Raw genomic sequence first — 21,525 nt, 5'->3', positions numbered from 1 at the left:
TCTCTATCGAGAGAGAGGAGACATATCATGCCAGCATTTGACCTCATTATACGGGGCGGCACCATCGTGGACGGCACCGGCGCGCAGCGATTTACCGGGGATGTCGCGGTGAAGGATGGGCTGATTGCTCAGGTGGGCGAAGTGCGCGGCGATGCGACGCGCGAGATCGACGCGACCGGCAAGATCGTGGCTCCCGGCTTTGTCGATATTCACACCCACTATGACGGGCAGGCAACTTGGGATCAGGAAATGGCGCCCTCCAGCTGGCACGGCGTCACGACGGTCGTCATGGGCAATTGCGGCGTCGGTTTTGCGCCTGCCAAACCCGACCGCCACGAATGGCTGATCAGCCTGATGGAAGGGGTCGAGGATATTCCCGGCACGGCGCTTGCCGAAGGGATCACATGGGAATGGGAAACCTTCCCCGAATATCTCGACGCTCTCGAAAAACTGCCGCGTACGGTCGATGTGGGAACCCACGTCCCCCACGGCGCGGTGCGCGCCTATGTGCTGGGCGAGCGGGAGCAACCCGGCGCCGTTCCAACGGATGAAGATATCAAGGCGATGTCCGATATTGTCGAGGAAGGGGTTCGCGCCGGGGCACTCGGCTTTTCCACCTCGCGCACGGTTCTTCACAAGTCCATTGAAGGCGAGCTTGTCCCCGGCACCACCGCAACGCCGGAAGAACTGGTCGCCATCGGTCACGCCATGGGCCGCGGACAGGATGCTGGCGGTCATGCCGTGTTCGAAATGGCGAGCGATTTGAAGCGCGACTGGAACGAATTTGAATGGATGGGCAAATTGAGCCGCGAAGCCGGCGTTCCCGTCACCTTCGCCGCGCTCCAGTCCATCGCCAAGGAACTGCCGCTTGACGAGCAGATCGACAAGATGCGCGCGGAAAACGACAACGGCGCCAACATCGTTGCGCAAATTGCGCTGCGCGGAAACGGCGTCATCATGGGCTGGCAAGGGACGATCCACCCCTTCGTCTATCGCCCGAGCTGGATGGCCATCGCAGACCTTCCTTGGGAGGAGCAGAAGGCCAAGCTGTTCGATCCGGAATTCAAGGCGCAATTGCTATCAGAGACGAGCGATTATTCCGACGCGCCGCAAGACATCATCGAGGTTGTCATGGTCGTCACCATGGGCTGGGCGATGCAATACGAGATGGACGAGGATTTCGATTACGAGCCCGAAGCCTCTGCCTCAATCAATGAGCGCGGGCGTGCTGCCGGTGTCTCGCCGCAGGAATACGCCTATGACCTGATGTGCCGCGATGAGGGCAAAGGGTTCATTTACCTGCCGATCCTGAACTATGCCGATGGCAATCTCGATTTCCTCCACCCGCTGCAACATGCCGACGACACGGTGAACTCGCTTTCTGATGGCGGCGCGCACTGCGGCACGATCTGCGATGCGGCATCGCCTACGTTCATGCTCGAACACTGGGTGAAGAACCGCAAGCGCGGCGAGCGGATCACGCTGGAGAACGCAATTCGGCGCCAGTGCCGCGACACCGCGGTGCTCTATGGCCTTGAAGATCGCGGAGTGATTGCGCCGGGATATCTCGCCGATCTCAATGTGATCGATCTGGAACGGCTTAAGCTTGGTAAACCGTGGCTCGCCTTCGACCTGCCCGCTGGCGGCAAGCGCCTCCTGCAAAAGGCGCAAGGCTATGATTACACGATCAAAAACGGCGAAGTGACGTTTGAAGGGGGCAAGTGGACAGGCCAAACTCCCGGCGGGCTTATCCGCGGACCAAAGCGCGCCGAACTTGCCGAAGCGGCGGAGTAGAGGGAAGGATCAACCGCTTGCGGGAGGGGCGAAAGCTCCCCCGCTTGCCTGCGCAATCTTGCGCGCGGTCCCACCGCCAATGGTCATCCAATAATCGCCCTGCGGCCCCAGTTTCATCCTTGCGCCCGAAAGGCCAAAAACCCTCGCTTCTTCCACGACCAGCCTGTCCCAGCGAATGAAAATCGGGCGGCTCAATGGCGCAAATACTTTCCAGACACGCACCCGAAGGCCGTTCTGGCATACCTCAAAGGTGACACACCCCCGATAGGATGCGCCCAGCTTTTGCTTGCCGAGGTAGAACCCGTGAAAGCGAAAGGTTTGAATTGCGGCTTCATCGACGTCGGGGTGGTGTTTTTCAAGCTCCGCCCAGCCGGTCAGCTTGGGCAGTAAAGCGGTAGTGACAAACCACATGGCGACGAACAGGAACACCATGCCAAAAGCATAGATCCCGGCGTCGCCTGATGAAGCGGTTGTCACGGTTGGATTACTACCCCCCTCGCAGGATCAATATCACCATTCAGCATCGCAAGATAGGTTTCGCGCGCAGCTTCGAGCCCGCTGTGCGTTTCGATTTCGACCGTCCCTTCAACCGCGCTCAGGAATGCGTGCCAATTTGCCGCGATCATCTTGCCGCCTTCTTGCGGGCCATGCTCCTTGAAGAAGGAGACGAAATGGTCGGGCGCAAAGAACAGCGTGGGCTTTGGCCCGGGAAGATCGCCCGCGTCACCGCCTATCGAGCTCCTCGCCTCGACATGGGTTGCGCCCACAAGGCACGAATATTTGAGCGTGTCGCTGAAGTGGTGGTGGAGTTTGCCCAGCACTTCCGCATTGCCAGCAAAATCGACCGTGACCGTATCCGCGATTGGAAGGGTTCCGATCGTTTCATAGGTCGCAACCTCGTCATAAAGCCCTGTCTTCTCGACGAAATCCACATTGCCGGCAGAGGTGAGGCCGATGCGTTTCACATTCGGCGAATTCTGCTTGGCAACGCTGGCAAGACCCATCGCCGTCTTGGATGATGCGCTGGTGAGGATCACCTGGCTCGCGCCAAACCAGTCTTCTGACCGCAGAAAATAGTCGATTACAAAACCCGTCTTGAACAGCGGGCCGTAGATCATGCGCTCGTTCTCGCGCGAAGGATCATGTTCGGGATCGCCAGCAAGGCGGTTGTAGCTGTTGTAAACCGGGCTCATCGGCTGGCGATAATCGGTTGTGTCCATGAAGCTTGCAGCACTCACATTGCCGGGCACCACGTCAAGCTCGGTCCCCATCGGGAGATAGCCATACACACGCTCGCCAACGGCAAATTCGTCGTGCTTGCTTTGGGTGACCACCGCATGGCCCCACATCGGCACGATGCCCATACCGTCTTCCTCGGTCTTGGGCGGGAAGAAGTTCCAATAGCCAAAGCCATCGCCCACCACCGCATAGGTGATGTTGTTCGCGGTGACCGAGAAGCTCTCGACCTTCAAGCGGATCGCTCCTTCGGCAAGTTCGCCCGAAGGCACTTCTACGAGGGCGGTTTCGCTCAATTTGTCTTTACGAACGTGGACTTGGGCAACGGTCATGCAAAATCTCCTCTTTGAGGCGGTGGCGTAGCCTATCCCTGTTCGATTTCCCAGAGTGTTGCGGTGATCGAGGCGCGATTTTTCAGGGTCGCCAGCCACGCGCTCAGATGGTCGCATTGGCCAATCCCCACTTCGCCTTGCGGAGTGAGTTGGAGCGAGCGGACAATGGGATAAAGGAACACATCGGCAAGCGTCACACCCGCATCGCCCGCGACGACCGTCCAGGCGCCGTCTTTCTGCAATTCCATTTCCAGAAAGCCCAGTGCGCGGCTGATATTGGGAAGCGCGTTGTTGATCTTTTCCGGATCAGGTTCAATGCCAGCCATCCGCTGCATCAGCCACGGCATCACGAGCCCGTGCTCGAACAGCGGGAAGAGATAGGTGTTCGCGACCGACACCCATTTGTCCATGACCGCGCGTTTCGCGGGGTCGCTCGGTTGAAGCGCGCCGCCCCCGTGCCGGTTGTCGAGATATTGCGTGATCGCCACGCTCTCTATCAGCTCAAGGCCGTCGACCTCCACCACCGGCACCTTGCCAAAAGGGTGGCGGTTGTGCGGGCTTTGCGCAGAAGTCGCGATTGTTTCGTGGCTTAACCCTGCCTCTTCACACGTGATCTGAATAATGCGGGTGTAGGTCGATGTGACCGTGCCGAAAATGCGCACTGCTGCGCCATCTGTCTCACTCATCGTCCGGCTGTTCGCGCTGCGCCTCTGCAAGGACACGGCGTATGCTTTCCATACGCGAGGCAAATCCACGGGTGCGAAGCCCGCAAATCTGCTCCAGCGCCCTCGTATCGCGCTTCTGGAATTCGGGATAACGCTCTGCCAAGGCGACATTTATCGGCGTGCCGCGCTGCGCTTCGTATCGGCCGATGTAATAGGTCATGGACGCAAGATAGGCCGAGGCAACATCGGGCGTCATCACCCCTTCCGCTTCTCCGATGAGCGAACCGACATAAAGCGCGCAGTCGAGGTCATCCTCGGGTGAGAAACCCTGTGCGTTACCCGCGCCCGCATTGTCCTGTGCGCCAGCAGTGCTCGCGCCCGAAAGTGCCAATGAGCAGGCAACGCCAGCGATGATCCCCCCGAAACCGCGCATTACACGCGCATCGGCATCAGCACATAGAGCGCAGGCGAGGCATCATCTTCGCGGATCAACGTCGGAGCGCCCGCGTCAGCGAGGTGCAATTCGACCTCGTCGGAATCGAACTGGCCAAGGATGTCCTTGAGATAATTGGCGTTAAAGCCGATCTCGAAACTCTCGCTCGAATAGCTGGCGGCGAGTTCTTCCGATGCGTTGCCGTTGTCAGGCGAAGTCACGCTGAGCGTCACTTTGTCGGCTTCCAGACCCATCTTCACCGCGCGGGTTTTTTCGGTCGCGATGGTCGCAACGCGGTCAACGCCCTGGTGGAAGAGTTTGGGGTCCACTTTAAGAAGCTTGTCATTGCCGGTCGGAATGACGCGGCTGTAATCGGGGAAGGTCCCGTCGATCAGCTTGCTGGTCAGCACAACGCCGCCCTCACCCGACAGGGTAAAGCGGATTTTGGAGGCCGAAAGGTCAACCACAACCGCGCCGTCCAATGCCTCTTCGAGCAGCTTGCGCAGTTCGGCCACGGCTTTGCGCGGGACGATCACATCGGGCATTCCATTCGCGCCATCAGGCTGCGCAATGGTAAAGCGTGCAAGGCGGTGGCCGTCGGTGGCCGCTGCTTTCAGAACGGGCCCGTCATCATCCGACACGTGCAGGAAAATGCCGTTGAGATAATACCGCGTTTCCTCGGTCGAAATCGCAAATCGCGTTGCGTCGATCATCTGCGCCAGAGTGCGAGCCGGAACCTCGAACGAGGTCGGCAGATCGCCCTCGACAATGACAGGAAAGTCATCGCGCGGCAGCGTCGGCAGTTTGAAGCGCGAACGGCCCGCCTTGACTACCATCTGGTTGTCCGCCGCTTCAAGGCTGACCTGGCTGCCGTCGGGAAGCTTGCGGGCAATGTCGAACAGAAGGTGCGCGGACACGGTGATCGCGCCGGGCGTATCGACCGAAGCGGCGCTCATCGTCTCGACCACTTGCAGGTCGAGGTCGGTCGCCATGACCTTTACGCTGCCGTCTTCCGATGCCTCGATCAATACATTGGAGAGGATCGGAATGGTGTTGCGGCGTTCCACCACCGATTGAACATGGGACAGACAACGCAGGAGCGTCGCGCGTTCGATCGTAGCCTTCATCGGACTTACCCTATCGCTTTTGTGTTCACGGGGGCCCTTGCAGGCATGGAATCGCTGGCAAATGCCCCTTGTTTCGCAAAAAACCTTAGCGGCCTTACGAAGCGGGGCAAGATTGTTGGTTACCTAGCGGCGATTCCCTTGGGGATAAGGGCTCGAAGGACACCCGGAACGCGCCTTTGAGCCCCATCCAAGGGGTTACAGCATCGCCATCCCGCCGTTTACGTGGATTGTCTCGCCGGTGATATATCCTGCCTCGCGGCTTGCGAGGAATGCGACGGCGGCGCCAATGTCTTCGCCCTCGCCCATTTTGCCGGCCGGGATTTTGGCGTTGATCGCATCGGTCTGCTTTTCATCCAGTGCGCTGGTCATGTCGGTGCGGATGAAGCCGGGGGCAACGCAGTTTGCGGTGATGCCGCGGCTTGCGACTTCCTGCGCGAAGCTCTTGGTCATGCCGGTGAGCCCTGCCTTGGCCGCGCAATAATTCATCTGGCCCGGATTGCCGGTGTGGCCGACGACCGAGGTGATGTTGATGATGCGGCCAAACCGGCCCTTCATCATCGGGCGGGCGCTGGCGCGCATCAGGCGAAATGCAGCTTCGAGATTGACGCCGATGACGGCCTGCCAATCCTCATCCTTCATCCGCATCGCAAGGCCATCGCGGGTGATGCCGGCGTTGTTCACCAGAATGTCCACACCGCCAAGCGTATCGACGGCTGCTGGAATGAGATTATCGACTTCCGCGCTGTCCGAAAGGTTGCAGGTGATCGCGACATGATCGCCTGTTTCGGGCGATCCGACATCGCTGATAAGCTGCTCGCGAAAGACGCGCAGTTTCTCCGCATTCGATCCCGACAGCGCCAGACGCGCGCCCTGTTTTGCAAGCGCATAGGCAATCGCTGAACCGATCCCGCCGCTTGCGCCGGTTACCAGCGCGTTCATTCCTTGAAGCGAAAACATCAGCCATTCTCCTTTGCGAAGGTTTCCAGGTCTTCCATTGTGATCAGGCTGCTTGTCTCAGCCTCTCCGGCAATTTTGCGGATCATGGGGGCAAGCACCTTGCCGCCCAGTTCGACGAAGTGGGTGACGCCATCGGCGTGCATCGCGCCCACGCTTTCGCGCCAGCGCACGCGCCCTGTGACTTGCTGGACCAGCAGCTCTTGCTCCTCTGCCGGATCGGTCACTTTGGCAGCGGTTACATTGGCGAAGAGCGGCAAGCCAAGCGCGCCGGGAGGGGTTTCTTGGAGCGCCTCGGCCATGCGGTCGGCGGCGGGCTTCATCAAGGAACAGTGAAAGGGCGCCGATACCGGCAGAAGGACACCGCGTTTGATGCCGTGCTCTTTGACGAGGCCGACCGCGCGTTCGATCGCGGCCTTGTGGCCTGAAATCACGACTTGGCCGGGATCATTGTCATTGGCGACTTCGCACACGTCACCTTCGGCAGCCGCCTCGGCAAGCGCCTTGGCCTTGTCGATGTCCGCGCCCAGCAGAGCCGCCATCGCGCCCTCGCCCACCGGAACCGCCGATTGCATAGCAGAGCCGCGCAGCTTCAACAGGCGGGCCGTCGTCGCAAGGTCGAAAGCACCCACGGCGCACAGCGCGGTGTATTCGCCCAGCGAGTGCCCGGCGACACACGATGCGGTGTCTGCAAGCTTCACCCCGAACTCCCGCTCCAGAACGCGCAAGGTGGCGATGGCGTTCGCCATGATCGCAGGCTGCGCATTTTCGGTGAGGGTCAATTGATCCTCAGGCCCGTCGGCCATGATGGTGAAGAGCTTGAGGCCGAGCGCCTCGTCCACCTCTTCGAACACTTCGCGCGCGGCAGGGCTTGCAGCGGCAAGCTCGGTGCCCATGCCGACTTTCTGGCTGCCCTGGCCGGGAAAAACGAATGCTTTCATGTCTAAGATCCCTCTTGTTGAGGCGGCCCGTTAAGAGGCCCGCGCCGGTCCTGCAAGCCCGAAAGGCACAACCCTGTTGGCAGAGGTGTGCCCGATTTCAGCGCGGCCAAGGTAGGGAATGCCCGCCCGTGCGCACCAGAATTTGGCGATCTCTTCCTCGGTAGAACCGAAGGGAATGTCGTTTTCGGGAACATCGCTGACCGCGCCGAGCCTTAGCCCGGCGAGCCGCGGCAAGCTGCCGGCGAGCGCGAAGAAACAGCGGTCGATGGCGTAAAGCTGCTCGCTCACTTCCTCGACCATCACCACATGGCCGGTAAGGTCAGGCATCAGCGGCGTCTTTGCCAGCATGGCAAGCGTGATGAGGTTGAAGGCGGCGGTGGGTGCCCGCCCGTCAACGCTTGGCTCCATCCCCGAATTGTCCCCGCCAAACCAGCGCAGCACGCGGCGCGCGGATTCGGGACCGCTTGAAGAGCTCGCGCTGATCGGCATGGAGCCGTGCGCGCATTGCCCGATGCCCGCACGATACAGCGCGCCCAGCAGATATCCGCAATCGGAATAACCCACGTAAGTCTTTTCACGCGCAGCCGCATTCATGCGCGCAATCGCCGCCTCGGCAATCCGGTTGGAGCCATAACCACCGCGCGCAAACCACACCGCATCGAACGCCGGGTCATTGGCGCAGTCGAGCAATCCGGTAAGCCGCGTCAGGTCATCCCCTGCAAAGTGGCCCGACCGCTCAAAGCACTGATCGTGAAACGTGACCGAATGTTCGGGAAACTCGGCGGCAACCAATGCCTCCAATGCGGCGGCGTGGTCCTTTGTTATTGCCCTTGCAGGCGCGCAGATTGCGATATTTGTCATTAACTCTAGGGTGCGCGCTTGTATCTCGACTTGCAAGCCCATAACCATGCGCGCCATGACGGATACCAAGGGTGAGGACGAGAACCCACGTCCATTCTTTTTCTGCGGCATCGGCGGGTCGGGCATGCTCCCGCTTGCACAGCTTGCCCACGGCTTTGGCCATGAGGTTGGCGGTTCCGACCGCAGCTTTGACCAGGGCCGCACCCCTGAAAAATTCGCATGGCTGGAACGCAACGGCTTTGCCCTTTTTCCACAGGATGGAAGCGGCCTGACAAGCGCCGGGCAGACCCTGATCGCATCCGCCGCGGTCGAGGACACCGTGCCCGAAGTCGCCCGCGCAAAGGAACTGGACTGCGAGCGGTTGACGCGCGCCGAACTGCTTTCAGAGCTTTTCAACGAGGCGGGCTATTCCGTCGCCATCGGCGGCACATCAGGCAAAAGCACCGTCACCGGCATGATCGCATGGATCCTTGCTGACATCGGCCATGATCCGACCGTGATGAACGGCGCGGTGATGAAGAACTTCGTCGATGAGGCGAACCCTTTTGCCAGCGCGCGGGTCGGTAGCCCGCGTGTCTTCGTCAGCGAAGTCGACGAAAGCGACGGCTCCATCGCTCTGTTCAAACCCACCGTTGGCGTTCTCTTGAATGTCAGCCTCGACCACAAATCAATCGAGGAATTGCGCAAACTCTTTGGCGATTACATTGCGACCTCGGGCTGCGCTGTCATAAATCTGGATGACGAGGAAACACGCTTCCTCGCTGAACGCGCAAGGCAGACGGTAACCTTCGGCATTGAGCACCAGGACGCCGATTTCACGGTCGAGCCCGGCAGCATCGAACAACTGCCCTTGAGCATCCGAGCGATCCTGATCGACAATCGCAGCAAGGAGGTATTCCCGCTGGAACTCCCCATGCCCGGATTGCACAATCTGTCGAACGCGCTCGCCGCGATTGCGGCATTGAGCGCCACCGGGGTGGAAACCAGCCGCAGCGTTTATGCCCTCACAAGGTTCCAGGGCCTCGCACGCCGCTTCGATGTGGTGGGCACTTCGCCGTCTGGCATCAGCGTGATCGACGATTTCGGCCACAATCCGGAGAAATGCGCGGCCACCTTGCGCACATTGAAAGCCACCGAAGGCCGCGTAATCGCGTTCTTCCAACCGCATGGCTACGGGCCGCTTCGCCAGATGGGCGATGAGCTCGCCGAAACCTTCGCGCGCGAGCTTGGCGAGGACGACATCACCATCATGTGCGACCCTGTTTACTTCGGCGGAACGGTGGACCGAACCGAGGGGACCGAGCGGATTATCAGCCTGATCGAGAGCCATGGCGGCTCTGCCGAGCATATCGCTGCCCGCGAGGATTGCGGCGACCGCATTGTCGAAATCGCGCGGGCCGGCGACCGCGTGGTGATCATGGGAGCGCGCGACGACACTTTGAGCGCTTTTGCGAAAGATGTGCTAGACCGCCTCCAATGACGATCTACCGCCTTGCCGTTCGCCATGCCCAGCTGATGCTGTTCGCCACGCTGGCGGCGTTCATGTTCGTAATTACCGTCGACAAATGGATGGGGCACTCGACCTGGGCTTTTGCCGTGGCGGTGCTGCTCTTGATCCTCGTGAATGTGCGCATCCGCTATTTCAATTGCCCGCATTGCGGCAAGAACCTGTTCTTTCGCGGCGCGTTCATGGTGCCTTGGCCCAACAAGACCTGCGGCAATTGCGGAGCAGATTTGGATGCAGAGGCTCGATAGAGTGACGGTCTACAAAAGAGGCGTAAAACTTGTTTGGGTAGGATTGGTCTGGTTTGTCGCTTTCTTACCGGTCACGATGATCGCAGAGTCCTTTGGAATTGAAGTTGAGTGGGCCTTTGTGCCGTTCGCATTGGCAGCACTATTTTTGAGTGCCAAAAACCTCACGCTCGCTTGCCCCAATTGCGGAAAGAACCCTTTTCGGCGCGGAATTTTTTTCTGGTACTGGCCCGAGAAGACTTGCGGCAATTGCGGAGCAGATTTGGACGCGTCTTAAGGCGCGCCTGCTTTTTCCTTGGCAACGGCTGCTTGGTAAGCCTCGCGCGAAGTTAGGCGCTCGCGGTATGCTTTGAGCGGGTCAGGCACCCGCTCATCCAGGCCCACAGCCTTCGCCAATACCAGCGCATAGCCCACGCAGATATCCGCAACGGTAAAGCGATCCGCGCACAAATATTCGCGCCGCTCCAACCGCTGCTCGATCTTCACAAGTCGCTTTTCAAACCAGTCGGCATAGGCGTGGCCCGCATCCTCCCAGCCCTTGTGCTTTTCGAACAGGGCAAAGCGCATATAGACCGTTTGGGGGAAGGTGATCGTGGCATCGGCGTGATAGGTGTAGTCGAGATACTCGCCATAATCCGCCTCACCCGGCGCCACGAAGAGGTGGTGCGCCCCGCCCTTAACGCTGAGATAATGCGCAATCGCGCAGCTTTCGGTCATCTGCGTGTCGCCATCAATCAGCATCGGGATCGTGCCCAGCGGATTGGTTTCCAGATACTCCGGCGCTTTATGACGCGGCGGGAACGGAAGCATGCGAAGATCCAGCTCTACGCCCGCCTCTTGCGCTGCCCAGGTGCAGCGTTGTCCGCGCGAACCTGCGCAAGTGTAGAGGATAGGCCTTGTCTGGCTTTTCCCGGCCATCAATGCGCGCCCTCATAGCCGATGACCTTGTGCAGCACGAAAGCGATCACCACGCCAAGCGCCAGCCCGAGGACGGCAGAAATCGCCGCATAGGTAAACCAGCCAGCGACAGCCGACAGCGCACCTGTGGCAGCGGCGACTGCATATTCGGCCCCGTGGGCAATGTCATAGAAAAGGTCGAAGCCGATCTCGTGCGTCCCGTGGACGATGATGCCGCCGCCCACCCATAGCATCGCGATGGTTCCGACCACCGAAAGCGTCTTGAGAAGCTTGGGCACGAAAGCGACCAGTCCCTGGCCAAACCTGCGCGCACCTGTGCTTTCACGTTTGGTCATGGCGAGCCCGATATCGTCGAGCTTCACGATGATCGCGACCGTGCCGTAAACAACCAAAGTCACCGCCACAGCGACAATCGCGAGCGCTGCGCCTTTTTGCCACAGGCTTTCGCGGATCAGATCGTTCTGGGTGAGTTCGTTGAGGACGATGGCCATGATCTCTGCCGACAGGATGAAGTCGGTCCGGACCGCGCCGGAAATCCGCTGTTTCTCGAAAGCAACGGGGTCTTCGATCACATCGTCCACCGTCTTGCCGTGCTTTGCCCCGCCAAGCCATTCCATGACCTTTTCCGCGCCTTCATAGCACAGGAATGAGCCGCCGATCATGAGCAGATAGATCACCAGCCACGGAGCGAAATAGTCGAGCAGCATGGCAATCGGCAAAAGGATGACGAGTTTGTTGAACAGGCTTCCCTTGGTGATGGCCCAGATGATGGGAAGCTCGCGCGCCGGGCTTAGCCCTGTCACATAGCTTGGCGTGACGGCTGCATCGTCGATCACAACGCCCGCCGTCTTGGAGCCCGCCCTGCCCGCAGCGGCCGCCACATCATCAATCGATGCCGCCGCAGTGCGCGCGATCACTGCCACATCGTCGAGCAGCGCAACCAAACCTGATGGCATTGAGAAACTTTCCTGTTATTCGTCGTATGCGGGAAAGACCTGCCGCCCTGCGCGCCGTTGCGCAAGGTGGGGAATGAACGCTTACCCCGCTTTCTGGCGCTTGTTGATGGCCACACGGGCAGCAGCCGCTTATTTTATCGCTTTATATCAATAGCTTGCTGTCTAGCCAGGCCTAAGTTGACGGATTCAACCTTTCCCCCTTGCCGCATGTACTTGCTGAAGAAGCCTCCCGCTCCTTCGCATTGGCTCTTGCCTTTTGGGCTGCAACCGTTATGTGCGCGCATCCCTTTCTTACCGAGAGGGGCGACAAGAAAGCCGGAGGGGCCCTGCAATCCCGCAGACAAGCCAGCGATCGGCATTACAGTGTAAGGACAAGAAGCATGGCTCTTTATGAGCACATCTTCCTTGCGCGTCAGGACCTGAGCCAGTCTCAGGTGGACGCGCTGGCGGCCACGGCGACCGAAATCGTCGAAGCGAACGAAGGTAAAGTCACTAAGACCGAAACCTGGGGCCTTAAATCCCTCGCTTACAAAATCGAGCGCAACCGCAAAGCGCACTTCGTGATGCTCAACATTGATGGCCCCGGTGCGGTGGTCGCAGAACTCGAGCGTCAGACCCGTATCAATGAAGACGTCATCCGTTACATGACCATCCGTGTCGACGAGCACGAAGAAGGTCCTTCCGTGATGATGCGCAAGAACGAGCGCGACCGTAAGCGCCGTTCAGACCGTGAGGAGCGCGACTGATGGCCCGTCCTTTCTTCCGCCGCCGCAAGTCTTGCCCGTTCTCTGGCAAAGACGCCCCCACAATCGACTACAAAGATGTGCGTTTGCTCCAGGGCTTTATGTCCGAGCGTGGCAAGATCGTGCCTTCGCGCATCACCGCAGTCTCAGCCAAGAAGCAGCGTGAACTGGCCAAGGCCATCAAGCGCGCACGCCACATCGGCCTGCTTCCTTACATCGTGAAGTAGGAGGAGAAACCACATGGATATCATTCTTCTCGAACGTGTCGAAAAACTCGGCACGATCGGCGATGTCGTCACCGTAAAGGATGGCTACGCCCGCAACTTCCTTCTCCCGCAAAAGAAGGCCCTTCGCGCCAACGCAGCCAACAAGGCTGTTTTTGAAGCGAACCGTGAGCGTCTCGAAAAAGAGAACGCTGAAAAGCGGACCGAAGCTGAAAAATCTGGTGAGAAGGTTGCTGGCGCCGAGGTTGTCCTCATCCGTGCCGCTTCGAACACCGGTCAGCTTTACGGCTCGGTTAACGTTCGCGACATGGTTGCCGGCCTGACCGCTCAAGGTCATGAGATCGACAAGAAGCAGGTCATTATGGGCGCGCCGATCAAAACCATCGGCATGCACGATGTGACCGTCGCCCTGCACCCAGAGGTGCACGTAACCGTGAAGGCGAACGTTGCCCGCTCTGATGACGAAGCCGAGCTTCAGTCACAAGGCGTCGACGTTCTTGCGCAAATGTTCGAAGACGAGCAGCGCGAGATCGAAGAAGCAGCTGCTTCCAATACCCGTGACCCAAGCCTTGAGCCTGGCGAAATCCCCGAAGAGCTCTTCGAAGATGGCGCTGCGCCTGAAGCTGATGAAGCTACCGAGGATGCCGCAGAGGCAAATGAAGAGAACGAAGGCTAAGAGCTTCACTCTTCAATCAAGCCTTTCAAAAGGGCGCGGGAGTCACAAGACTTTCGCGCCCTTTTTGTAAAGGGAGCCTCGGGTTCCTAAATGGGTAACAACAACGAGAACGAGAAAACCTGTATGACACCAATCCCCACTATCCTTGAACAATTGCAACAGCACTATTTCGATGCCGTCCAGACCCTCCGCGACGATGTCATCGCCTTTGGCAAAGGCGGGGTCATTCCCCCCGAGCGCAAGCGCCACGATGGCTCTTACGCCTACCCTCAGCTGACTTTGCATTATTCAGGAGTGGGCGATCCCAAAGACCGCAGCCGCGCCTTTGGCCGATTGGAAATCCAGGGCACATATTCGACCACCATTACCCGGCCCGATCTGTTCAATGACTATCTGGCTGAGCAATTGGAGCTTATCGCACAAGAGTATGAGATCGACGTCTCGGTAAGCCGGTCGCGTCAGGAAATCCCCTTTCCTTACGTGCTCGACGGAGAAGCAGGCGCGGCCATGCAAGGCATTGCGCCGCAAGACATCGCCCAACACTTCCCTTCGACCGACCTCTCGCTGATCGGTGATGAGCTTGCCGACGGGATTGAATTTGATGACGATGCCAACATGCCATTGTCCCTTTTCGATGGTCTTCGCACCGACTATTCGCTCGCGCGGCTTGCTCATTATACCGGCACCAAGGTCGAGGACTTTCAGGACTTCATCCTGTTCACCAACTATCACCGCTATGTCGATGAGTTCGTAAACTGGGGCGCCCAGCAGATCGGGGACGGCGGATACACCTCTTTGAAGGGCGCTGCCGGCCTTAACATCGAGCAGTCGACCGACAACGCGCAAGCGCAGTTGAACGATACGGCGTGGCGCCGGCACCAGATGCCTGCCTACCACCTTATCCGCGAAGATGGACAGGGCATCACCCTCGTCAACATCGGCGTTGGTCCGTCGAACGCAAAGACCATTTGCGACCACCTCGCGGTCCTTCGCCCGCACGCATGGATGATGATCGGCCACTGCGGCGGGGTTCGTTCAAGCCAGAAGATTGGCGATTTCGTGCTTGCTCACGCCTATTTGCGCGATGACCATGTGCTTGACGGCGTGCTACCGCCGGAGGTTCCAATCCCCCCGATTGCCGAGGTTCAACTGGCGCTTGCCAGCGCCGCGGAAGCGGTCTCAGGCGTGCAAGGTGCGAACATCAAACAACGCATGCGCACCGGCACCGTCGTGACCACAGACGACCGCAATTGGGAGCTTCTCTACGCAACTTCGGCCAGGCGTTTCTCGCAAAGCCGCGCGATTGCGGTGGAGATGGAGAGCGCGACGATTGCCGCGCAAGGGTATCGCTTCCGCGTGCCTTACGGAACGCTCCTGTGTGTCTCGGACAAGCCGCTGCACGGTGAAATCAAGCTGCCGGGGCAGGCCAACAAGTTCTATGAAGAGGCCATTGCTGCCCACCTTCAGATTGGCCTTGAGGCGGTCAAACGCCTGCGCGATGAGGGCGACAGCCTGCACTCGCGCAAGCTGCGCGCATTTAACGAGCCTCCGTTCCGCTAAAAAGTCTTGCGAGGCGGATTATTCGCTGAAGAAACCGACAAGTGTATCTCCAAAAGCTGGCTCGGCAACGCTCGACATATGGGTTCCGGGAATCTCCCGATACTGTCCGTCGGGCAGTGCTGCCGCCAGCTCTTTGGCTGAACCGTTGTCCTGATCCTTGTCGCCGCAGATGAGTGCGGTCGGCATAGTGATTTTTGCAAGATCCTCGCTTGCAACATCATCCACCGCGCCAAGTAACAGTCTCGCTGCCTCGCGGTCTATGCCCATCGTTTTCATGAAAGACTTGGCCATAAAGGCGGGATCGCCGCGCTTGATCTCGTCAAAGCGGTCGATCGCATCGATGAAGAAAGCAGAACGGTTCTTCCAGCCAGAAAGCCCTTCCAGGCCCATCCCGCACAGGGCGAGACGCCGGGGTTGAAGCCCGTCAATAACACCCTTTGCCGACGTTCGGGCCCCCAGCGAGAACCCGGCAAGGTCATAATCGGTGAGGTCAAAATGGTCGACCAGCGCGGTCAGATCCTTGGTCAGGATACCGTGGGGATATTTGCGCGCATCGTGCGATTTGGCGCTCGCTCCATGTGCGCGAAGGTCAGGCATAATGCATTTGAAGCCTGCTTCGGCGAGCTTTGCTGCATGACCAAACTTGATCCAGTTCATCTCGGCGGTCGAGAAAAGCCCGTGAACCAACACCAGTGGCCGGCCCTCACCCATAACAGTGACCGCAAGCGACGCGCCGTCGAAACTTTCAAAGCTGTTCGTGTTCACCTTTTTGCGAGCCCCTTTTGCTCGAGCCGCCATTTGGCCATGTCGATGCGGTCTTGCCCGAAGAACGGCTCCCCATCCACCACCAGCGTTGGCACACCCCAATGGCCCGCTTGTTCAAGCGCTTTGGTATTACCTGCAATCTCCGCATCAAGCGCGTCTGCATCGGATGCAGCCTCTCCTTCGAGTTCGGCGAAATCGAGCCCGGCACGCCCGGCTGCGTGAGCGAGGTGGTCGCCCTCATGCCAGTTTTCGGTTGAACCATCCCAAATGATCGGCGCGACTTCTGTCGCAAACTCAAGTCCCTTGCCCCGACGTGTCGCTGCCTGTCCCAAGCGGGAGATACGATAGATATAGGGCTGCTCCTCAGCGATCTTGCGCGTCGCCAAGTCCTGCACAATCGGGTCAGGGCGCGGCCAGCTAAGAGGGATGCCGAGGAACTGCGCAGTCCGCATACAGTCCATCACGATGTAGCGCGGTACGGCGGGATTGCCGGTGAAAAGGATGTCAGGGTCACGCACCGCGATCGGCAAAACCGTGCGCAACGTAATGTCGAGATCATGGTCACGCGCCATGTCGCGATAGCGCCCCACCGCGAGATAGGAATAGGGCGAACGAAAGCTGAAATAGAGGTCTGCTGTCAGTGTCATTCCGGCAGCTTAGCGGCCTTCACCGAAAAATCACAGCTATCTGAAAAAGCACTGGGTTCCGGCATATAGCGCGGCGACTTTGCCGTCCTCAACAAAACCGCCCATCGTATTGCTGAGCGCGAATTCATTACCCAGGGTGCTGCCCTCAATCGGCGCGTACCCGTTGGCCTTTGTCAACTGATCAAGCGGTGTGCCGACACTGACGTCAGCGTCGATCTGAATCTTGTCGCCTTCACCTTCGGCCGATGCACCGACATTCCAACCCACGAGCGAGCCCGATTGAAAATTGACGCTAAGCTCGCCTGCGAAACTGGTGATTGTCATGGCACCTGCACCACATTCGGCGATTTCGCTGCGACCGGTCGGTTCGCCGAGGATTTTGGCGACGGCGCCTTCCACCTCGTTCTGTCCGGCAGCGAAGAAGAAGCTCTCCGGTCCGGCAACAAGCCCCTCACCGTGGAGCGCGACGAGCCCTGCGTCGGCGATATCGACCGGCACATCACCCGACATACGGTCGGCAGGGGACGGGACCTGACCGCTATCGCAGGCGGCAAGGAAGAGGACGGCCAATCCGATCGAGGCAAGGCGCATGATCGTTATCCCTTCTTGAGGTGGCGCCGCCCGAGAAGCTCTGCGATTTGCACCGCGTTCAAAGCAGCGCCTTTGCGCAGATTGTCCGAGACACACCACAGCGCAAGGCCGTTCTCAACCGTCGGGTCCTCGCGAACGCGGCTGATGTAGGTGGCGCTGTCCCCGGCGCTTTCAACCGGCGTTACGTAGCCTTCATCCTCGCGCTTATCGATCAGCATGATGCCGGGCGCCTCGCGCAGGATATCTTGCGCCTGTTCGGCAGAAATTTCCTTCTCGAACTCGATATTTACGGCTTCCGAGTGACCAACGAACACCGGCACGCGCACACAGGTTGCGGTGAGTTTGATTTTCGGATCGAGGATCTTCTTCGTCTCGACCGTCATCTTCCACTCTTCCTTGGTGAAACCATCGTCGAGGAAGACATCGATGTGAGGGATGACGTTGAAGGCAATCTGCTTGGTGAACTTCGCAGGTTCTACCGGATCGCCGACAAAGATGGCGCGGGATTGTTCGAACAGCTCATCCATGCCCGCTTTGCCTGCGCCAGAAACCGACTGATAGGTCGATACCACAACACGCTTGATCGTCGCTGCATCGTGCAATGGCTTAAGAGCGACCACCAGCTGCGCGGTCGAGCAATTGGGGTTCGCGATGATGTTCTTCTTGGTGTAGCCGTCGATGGCATCCGGGTTCACTTCCGGCACGATTAGCGGCACGTCCGGATCCATACGATAGAGCGACGAGTTGTCGATCACTACGCAGCCAGCGGCCGCCGCTTTGGGCGCGTATTCCTTCGCAGGGCCAGAGCCAGCTGCAAAAAGGGCAATATCCCATCCAGACCAATCAAAATGCTCGATATTCTTGCATTTGAGCATCTTGCCCGTGTCGCCATACTCGACCTCGGTTCCCTGACTGCGAGAAGACGCGACTGCCGCGATTTCGTCTGCTGGAAACTCGCGTTCGGCCATGATCTGCATCACTTCGCGGCCTACATTTCCGGTCGCTCCGACAACTGCTACACGGTAGCCCATTCTCGTATTCCTTCACATCAATTTGGGTTGCGCCGCCGCCACCGGCAGCTAGCATCGCTCCGCAAGGGAGTTTTCATGGCAGCCGATACACACATTTGGCGCGAAAAGGCACAATATTTCGACTTTCAAGGGGACCAGATTGCCTATTGGACGAGCGAGAATACGTCTGCACACCCATTGTTGCTTGTGCATGGCTACCCGACCTGCGCCTTCGATTTTGCAAAAGTATGGGAACAGCTTGGTGCAAGGCACCATCTCATCGCATGCGATATGCTGGGGTTCGGGCTCTCGGATAAGCCCAGATCGGGCTATTCGATCCACAAACAGGCCGACATTCAAGAAGCTTTGCTGGCGCACCTTGCCGTGGGCGCTTTCGCCGCGCTCGTGCACGATTACGGCGTATCGGTCGGGCAGGAACTGCTCGCCCGCCAGCAGGACTGCTCCGGTGCGTTTGGCCTAGGCAAAATGGTGTTCCTCAATGGCGGAATTTTTCCGGATCAGCATCGCCCTGTTCTCATGCAGAAGATCGGCGTATCGCCCTTCGGCTTTCTGCTCGGCCTGCTCATCAATCGGGAAAGTTTTGGCAAAAGCTTCTCGCAAGTGTTCGGCCCGAACACGCAGCCCTCACCGGAAGAACTGGACGACTTCTGGAGCTTCATCAGCCACAACTCCGGCAACCGCATAATGCACAAGCTGCTGCATTATATCGCGGACCGTCGCACTCATAAGACGCGTTGGGAGGCGGCTCTTCGCGGGGCACAAAGCAAGATTGGCCTGATTAACGGCGCGCTCGACCCGGTGTCAGGCCGGCACGCCTATGACAAGTGGCGCAAGGTTGTGCCGGATGCGCGGCATCATCTGCTGCCAACCATTGGCCACTACCCGCAGGTTGAGGCGCCCGACGAAGTGGCGGCCAAAGCCCTGGAATGGCTCGCCTAGAACACGCGGCCCCGTTTATTCGGGCGGCGTCACTCCGTGCGCCTCCAAGAAGCGGAAGATCGAGTTCCACATATGCGGTGAAATCTGCTCACCCGACACACGGTGCGTATAACCGGGATAGAGCATCATCTCGAAGGGCACATTGTTCTCTTGCAGAACACTGATGAGTTCAGACGAGTTTTCGAACACCACATTGTCATCGGCCATGCCGTGGATGAGGAGCAACGGGTCGCTGATCTTGGTCGCATCGGGAATGGCGCTGGCGGTCTCGTAAGCCTCGGGCACCTCGCGCGGATCGCCCATGAAGCGCTCGGTATAATGGGTGTCGTAAAGCTCCCACTTGGTCACTGGAGCGCCTGATACGCCCGCTGCGTACAGCCCCGGATCGGCCTGCAATTGTTTCAGCGTCATATAACCGCCATAAGACCAGCCATAGAGCGCGATCTTGTCTCCATCGACGTAGTCGAGGGTCTTCAGGAACTCAGCACCAGTCTTTTGGTCGAGGACTTCAACCCCGCCCATCGCGCGGTAGATCGGTTGTTCAAAGTCCACGCCGCGATTGGCTGTGCCGCGGTTGTCGAGCGCGAAGTAGATGTAGCCCTTGTCGACAATCGCTTGAGCAAGCGCCCCGCCCCAGCCTTTGTCGACGATCTGCGGCCCCGGCCCTGAATAATGGTAGTAGAACACCGGATATGTCTTGCCCGCTTCCATATCGGGCTTGAGCATCATGTAATGCAGCGGCGTTCCGTCTTCTGCCGGGATAGTGCCATATTCCGGCATCGTGTGGCCCATGAGGAAAGGCGTATAGGGATGCTCTTCGGAAAGCGCGTTTTCTTCGACCCAAGTAAGCTGCTGACCCAGGTCGCCCGCGATATAGCTTTGCGGCGGTTGATCGGGAGCCGAGCGCGTCACGTACAAGCGGTTGCCGGTAGGGTCCATGCTGGCGGTGTTGGTGTAGTCTGCGTCTGTCAGGCGCGTAAGCTCTGAGGGCTCGGATAGGCTTGCGGAGTAAACCTGCTCGGTTAGCACGCCTTCGACGGCGGTGAAAAACAGCTGATCTTTGTCTTCATTGATGCCGACGAGCTTGGTCACAGGCTCTTTGAGGCTCGTGAGCTGCGTCCATTCGCTGCCGTCGAACCGGTAGAAATTGCCAAAGCCATCTCGCTCGGACCACCACAATAGCGAGCCGTCTTTCAGGAAGCGGTAATTGTCCGAAAGGTTGATCCAGTAGTCTTCGCGCGCGGCCTCTTCGGTGAACCAGATTTCGCTCTCACCCGTTGCAGGATCGACCTTGAGCATATCGAGCACGGTCTGTTCGCGGTTCTGGCGCTGGACGTAGAGCATCCCGTCCGGCCCCCAATTGACACGGGCGATATAGATGTCGGTGTTCTCGCCAAGATCGACTTTCACCCGGTTCCCGCCATCGGGATCCATCACGAAAAGATCAACAAGCGCATTATCTGACCCCGCCACGGGATAGCGTTGGTCGAACACCTGCGTGCCGGTTGCGCCAATCGCGGCCCTTGTGACGATGCCGACCGGACTTTCATCCGTGCGCTGAACGGCGAGGCGCGTGTCATCGCCCTTCCACCAATATCCGGTGAGGCGGCTCATCTCTTCTTGCGCGACAAACTCCGCCTCGCCCCATCGGATGGTGTCATCCTCCTTGGGAGTGACCGGCGCCGCTTCCCCGCCCACTTCGCCGACCCACAACTGGCGATCACGGATGAAGGAGACGTAGCCTGCCTTTGGCGAGAGCTTGGGATTCAGTTCGCTTTCTTCGGTATCGGTCAAACGCTGCACTTCGCCGTCGAGTTTTGCGAAATACAGATCGCCATCAATCGGCACCAGCACGCCAGACGCATCGCTCGCCCACTGATAAGTGATGATGCCCTTGAGGCTTCCCACCCGCGCTCGCTCGCGCTGCATCTTTTCGTCTTCGGAAAGCTCGCGGCCAGAACCTACAGCCTCAGAATCGACCAACATCCGCCATTCGCTGGTTTCAAGGTCAAAGCCCCACAGATCATAACGCGCAGCGTCTTCCTCCCGATTTCTCAGCAGCGTCAAATAGCGCCCGTCGGGCGAAAACTGCACAGCGCGCGGGGACGGGCCATTCAATGAAGGCGAGGCAAAAACGCGTTCAATCGTAAGCTCGGGAGTTTGGGTCATATGATCATCCGCAAGGGCAGTGGTCGAAAGAAGGGCAGCACTGGCGGCAGCGAGAAGAAGGCGCATTCTGGTGTAAACCTCGTCATTGCGAGCGGCCGATAGGTCGCGTGGCAATCCAGGGTTGAGAGCTGGATTGCTTCGTTGTTTCACTCCTCGCAATGACGGGGTTCAAACGCAAGTGCCACAAACGAAAAAGGGCGGCCCGCAATGG

The 21,525-nt window shown here is 59.0% G+C and carries 23 protein-coding genes; 8 read left to right on the top strand and 15 right to left on the bottom strand.

The features are described 5' to 3' along the window. The first annotated feature begins 27 nt into the window (after positions 1-27). Positions 28-1,794 (top strand): D-aminoacylase, encoded by a 1,767-nt coding sequence (locus MWU38_RS08230; protein WP_247271370.1) that lies wholly within the window; start codon positions 28-30, stop codon positions 1,792-1,794. 9 nt (positions 1,795-1,803) lie between these two features. On the opposite strand, the gene MWU38_RS08225 is transcribed toward MWU38_RS08230, so the two are convergent. From MWU38_RS08225 to MWU38_RS08190, 8 genes are all read right to left on the bottom strand, one after another. Next, on the bottom strand, positions 1,804-2,271 hold the full coding sequence (locus MWU38_RS08225) for a hypothetical protein (protein ID WP_247271369.1): 468 nt from the start codon (positions 2,269-2,271) through the stop codon (positions 1,804-1,806). Further along, positions 2,268-3,362 (bottom strand): DUF2855 family protein, encoded by a 1,095-nt coding sequence (locus MWU38_RS08220; protein ID WP_247271368.1) that lies wholly within the window; start codon positions 3,360-3,362, stop codon positions 2,268-2,270. The genes MWU38_RS08225 and MWU38_RS08220 overlap by 4 nt, the downstream gene beginning before the upstream one ends. Positions 3,363-3,394: 32 nt before the next feature. Beyond that, positions 3,395-4,048: a glutathione S-transferase family protein gene (locus tag MWU38_RS08215; RefSeq protein ID WP_247271367.1), complete on the bottom strand. Its 654-nt coding sequence runs from the start codon at positions 4,046-4,048 to the stop codon at positions 3,395-3,397. Beyond that, entirely contained in the window at positions 4,041-4,460 is a 420-nt protein-coding gene (locus MWU38_RS08210) for a hypothetical protein (protein WP_247271366.1), read from the bottom strand. Before MWU38_RS08210 ends, MWU38_RS08215 begins: the two co-directional genes overlap by 8 nt. Continuing rightward, positions 4,460-5,587 carry a DNA polymerase III subunit beta gene (gene dnaN, locus MWU38_RS08205; RefSeq protein WP_247271365.1) on the bottom strand — a complete coding sequence of 376 codons (1,128 nt, stop codon included), beginning with the start codon at positions 5,585-5,587 and terminating at the stop codon, positions 4,460-4,462. Before dnaN ends, MWU38_RS08210 begins: the two co-directional genes overlap by 1 nt. Positions 5,588-5,782: 195 nt before the next feature. Beyond that, positions 5,783-6,544 (bottom strand): 3-oxoacyl-[acyl-carrier-protein] reductase, encoded by a 762-nt coding sequence (fabG, locus tag MWU38_RS08200; RefSeq protein WP_247271364.1) that lies wholly within the window; start codon positions 6,542-6,544, stop codon positions 5,783-5,785. Further along, positions 6,544-7,482, bottom strand: a complete 939-nt coding sequence (gene fabD, locus MWU38_RS08195) for an ACP S-malonyltransferase (RefSeq protein WP_247271363.1) — start codon at positions 7,480-7,482, stop codon at positions 6,544-6,546. The genes fabG and fabD overlap by 1 nt, the downstream gene beginning before the upstream one ends. 30 nt (positions 7,483-7,512) lie before the next feature. Continuing rightward, a complete protein-coding gene (locus tag MWU38_RS08190; protein ID WP_247271362.1) occupies positions 7,513-8,343 on the bottom strand; it encodes an LD-carboxypeptidase in 831 nt (276 codons plus the stop codon). A 55-nt stretch (positions 8,344-8,398) separates the two neighbouring features. Between MWU38_RS08190 and MWU38_RS08185 the strand changes: the two genes are divergently transcribed. Beyond that, positions 8,399-9,823: a Mur ligase family protein gene (locus tag MWU38_RS08185; protein WP_247271361.1), complete on the top strand. Its 1,425-nt coding sequence runs from the start codon at positions 8,399-8,401 to the stop codon at positions 9,821-9,823. After that, a complete protein-coding gene (locus MWU38_RS08180; RefSeq protein WP_247271360.1) occupies positions 9,820-10,098 on the top strand; it encodes a hypothetical protein in 279 nt (92 codons plus the stop codon). The genes MWU38_RS08185 and MWU38_RS08180 overlap by 4 nt, the downstream gene beginning before the upstream one ends. Positions 10,099-10,368: 270 nt before the next feature. On the opposite strand, the gene MWU38_RS08175 is transcribed toward MWU38_RS08180, so the two are convergent. Both MWU38_RS08175 and MWU38_RS08170 read right to left on the bottom strand, forming a co-directional pair. After that, the gene (locus tag MWU38_RS08175; protein ID WP_247271359.1) at positions 10,369-11,013 is read right to left on the bottom strand and encodes a glutathione S-transferase family protein; all 645 of its coding nucleotides are present in this window, start codon (positions 11,011-11,013) and stop codon (positions 10,369-10,371) included. After that, positions 11,013-11,969: a DUF808 domain-containing protein gene (locus MWU38_RS08170; protein WP_247271358.1), complete on the bottom strand. Its 957-nt coding sequence runs from the start codon at positions 11,967-11,969 to the stop codon at positions 11,013-11,015. Before MWU38_RS08170 ends, MWU38_RS08175 begins: the two co-directional genes overlap by 1 nt. A gap of 380 nt (positions 11,970-12,349) precedes the next feature. Here MWU38_RS08170 and rpsF point away from each other — a divergent pair, with 380 nt between their 5' ends. The 4 genes from rpsF to MWU38_RS08150 all read left to right on the top strand — a co-directional run bounded on the left by rpsF (position 12,350) and on the right by MWU38_RS08150 (position 15,172). Next, entirely contained in the window at positions 12,350-12,715 is a 366-nt protein-coding gene (gene rpsF / locus MWU38_RS08165) for a 30S ribosomal protein S6 (protein ID WP_247271357.1), read from the top strand. Continuing rightward, positions 12,715-12,939, top strand: coding sequence for a 30S ribosomal protein S18 (gene rpsR, locus MWU38_RS08160; RefSeq protein WP_247271356.1), 225 nt, complete (start codon positions 12,715-12,717; stop codon positions 12,937-12,939). Before rpsF ends, rpsR begins: the two co-directional genes overlap by 1 nt. Positions 12,940-12,952: 13 nt before the next feature. Continuing rightward, on the top strand, positions 12,953-13,612 hold the full coding sequence (gene rplI / locus MWU38_RS08155; protein ID WP_247271355.1) for a 50S ribosomal protein L9: 660 nt from the start codon (positions 12,953-12,955) through the stop codon (positions 13,610-13,612). 90 nt (positions 13,613-13,702) lie between these two features. Further along, entirely contained in the window at positions 13,703-15,172 is a 1,470-nt protein-coding gene (locus MWU38_RS08150; RefSeq protein WP_281494629.1) for an AMP nucleosidase, read from the top strand. An 18-nt stretch (positions 15,173-15,190) separates the two neighbouring features. Here the strand turns inward: MWU38_RS08150 and MWU38_RS08145 are convergent, their stop codons facing one another. From MWU38_RS08145 to MWU38_RS08130, 4 genes are read right to left on the bottom strand one after another with little or no spacing between them, the layout of a single operon-like run. Next, complete coding sequence (locus MWU38_RS08145; RefSeq protein WP_247271561.1) at positions 15,191-15,883, bottom strand: alpha/beta fold hydrolase; 693 nt, start codon at positions 15,881-15,883, stop codon at positions 15,191-15,193. A gap of 50 nt (positions 15,884-15,933) precedes the next feature. Then, the gene (locus MWU38_RS08140; RefSeq protein WP_247271354.1) at positions 15,934-16,584 is read right to left on the bottom strand and encodes a DsbA family protein; all 651 of its coding nucleotides are present in this window, start codon (positions 16,582-16,584) and stop codon (positions 15,934-15,936) included. 36 nt (positions 16,585-16,620) lie between these two features. Beyond that, positions 16,621-17,175, bottom strand: coding sequence for an aspartate-semialdehyde dehydrogenase (locus MWU38_RS08135; protein WP_247271353.1), 555 nt, complete (start codon positions 17,173-17,175; stop codon positions 16,621-16,623). A gap of 5 nt (positions 17,176-17,180) precedes the next feature. After that, positions 17,181-18,206 carry an aspartate-semialdehyde dehydrogenase gene (locus MWU38_RS08130; protein ID WP_247271352.1) on the bottom strand — a complete coding sequence of 342 codons (1,026 nt, stop codon included), beginning with the start codon at positions 18,204-18,206 and terminating at the stop codon, positions 17,181-17,183. Between the two features lie 75 nt (positions 18,207-18,281). Between MWU38_RS08130 and MWU38_RS08125 the strand changes: the two genes are divergently transcribed. Beyond that, entirely contained in the window at positions 18,282-19,145 is an 864-nt protein-coding gene (locus MWU38_RS08125) for an alpha/beta hydrolase (RefSeq protein ID WP_247271351.1), read from the top strand. 15 nt (positions 19,146-19,160) lie between these two features. Here the strand turns inward: MWU38_RS08125 and MWU38_RS08120 are convergent, their stop codons facing one another. Then, positions 19,161-21,380 carry a DPP IV N-terminal domain-containing protein gene (locus MWU38_RS08120; protein WP_247271560.1) on the bottom strand — a complete coding sequence of 740 codons (2,220 nt, stop codon included), beginning with the start codon at positions 21,378-21,380 and terminating at the stop codon, positions 19,161-19,163. Positions 21,381-21,525: the final 145 nt, after the last annotated feature.

The sequence above is a fragment of the Qipengyuania sp. S6317L1 genome (genome assembly GCF_023015615.1).
GTDB lineage: Bacteria > Pseudomonadota > Alphaproteobacteria > Sphingomonadales > Sphingomonadaceae > Erythrobacter.
This window is presented reverse-complemented; position numbering and strand designations above follow the sequence as displayed.

Coding starts and splice junctions, on each gene's coding strand:
- MWU38_RS08230 (WP_247271370.1), top strand. CDS start 28: ATGCCAGCATTTGACCTCATTATACGGGGCGGCACCATCGTGGACGGC.
- MWU38_RS08220 (WP_247271368.1), bottom strand. CDS start 3,362: ATGACCGTTGCCCAAGTCCACGTTCGTAAAGACAAATTGAGCGAAACC.
- MWU38_RS08215 (WP_247271367.1), bottom strand. CDS start 4,048: ATGAGTGAGACAGATGGCGCAGCAGTGCGCATTTTCGGCACGGTCACA.
- MWU38_RS08210 (WP_247271366.1), bottom strand. CDS start 4,460: ATGCGCGGTTTCGGGGGGATCATCGCTGGCGTTGCCTGCTCATTGGCA.
- dnaN (WP_247271365.1), bottom strand. CDS start 5,587: ATGAAGGCTACGATCGAACGCGCGACGCTCCTGCGTTGTCTGTCCCAT.
- fabG (WP_247271364.1), bottom strand. CDS start 6,544: ATGTTTTCGCTTCAAGGAATGAACGCGCTGGTAACCGGCGCAAGCGGC.
- fabD (WP_247271363.1), bottom strand. CDS start 7,482: ATGAAAGCATTCGTTTTTCCCGGCCAGGGCAGCCAGAAAGTCGGCATG.
- MWU38_RS08190 (WP_247271362.1), bottom strand. CDS start 8,343: ATGACAAATATCGCAATCTGCGCGCCTGCAAGGGCAATAACAAAGGAC.
- MWU38_RS08185 (WP_247271361.1), top strand. CDS start 8,399: ATGACGGATACCAAGGGTGAGGACGAGAACCCACGTCCATTCTTTTTC.
- MWU38_RS08180 (WP_247271360.1), top strand. CDS start 9,820: ATGACGATCTACCGCCTTGCCGTTCGCCATGCCCAGCTGATGCTGTTC.
- MWU38_RS08175 (WP_247271359.1), bottom strand. CDS start 11,013: ATGGCCGGGAAAAGCCAGACAAGGCCTATCCTCTACACTTGCGCAGGT.
- MWU38_RS08170 (WP_247271358.1), bottom strand. CDS start 11,969: ATGCCATCAGGTTTGGTTGCGCTGCTCGACGATGTGGCAGTGATCGCG.
- rpsF (WP_247271357.1), top strand. CDS start 12,350: ATGGCTCTTTATGAGCACATCTTCCTTGCGCGTCAGGACCTGAGCCAG.
- rpsR (WP_247271356.1), top strand. CDS start 12,715: ATGGCCCGTCCTTTCTTCCGCCGCCGCAAGTCTTGCCCGTTCTCTGGC.
- rplI (WP_247271355.1), top strand. CDS start 12,953: ATGGATATCATTCTTCTCGAACGTGTCGAAAAACTCGGCACGATCGGC.
- MWU38_RS08150 (WP_281494629.1), top strand. CDS start 13,703: ATGGGTAACAACAACGAGAACGAGAAAACCTGTATGACACCAATCCCC.
- MWU38_RS08145 (WP_247271561.1), bottom strand. CDS start 15,883: ATGGGTGAGGGCCGGCCACTGGTGTTGGTTCACGGGCTTTTCTCGACC.
- MWU38_RS08140 (WP_247271354.1), bottom strand. CDS start 16,584: ATGACACTGACAGCAGACCTCTATTTCAGCTTTCGTTCGCCCTATTCC.
- MWU38_RS08135 (WP_247271353.1), bottom strand. CDS start 17,175: ATGCGCCTTGCCTCGATCGGATTGGCCGTCCTCTTCCTTGCCGCCTGC.
- MWU38_RS08130 (WP_247271352.1), bottom strand. CDS start 18,206: ATGGGCTACCGTGTAGCAGTTGTCGGAGCGACCGGAAATGTAGGCCGC.
- MWU38_RS08125 (WP_247271351.1), top strand. CDS start 18,282: ATGGCAGCCGATACACACATTTGGCGCGAAAAGGCACAATATTTCGAC.
- MWU38_RS08120 (WP_247271560.1), bottom strand. CDS start 21,380: ATGCGCCTTCTTCTCGCTGCCGCCAGTGCTGCCCTTCTTTCGACCACT.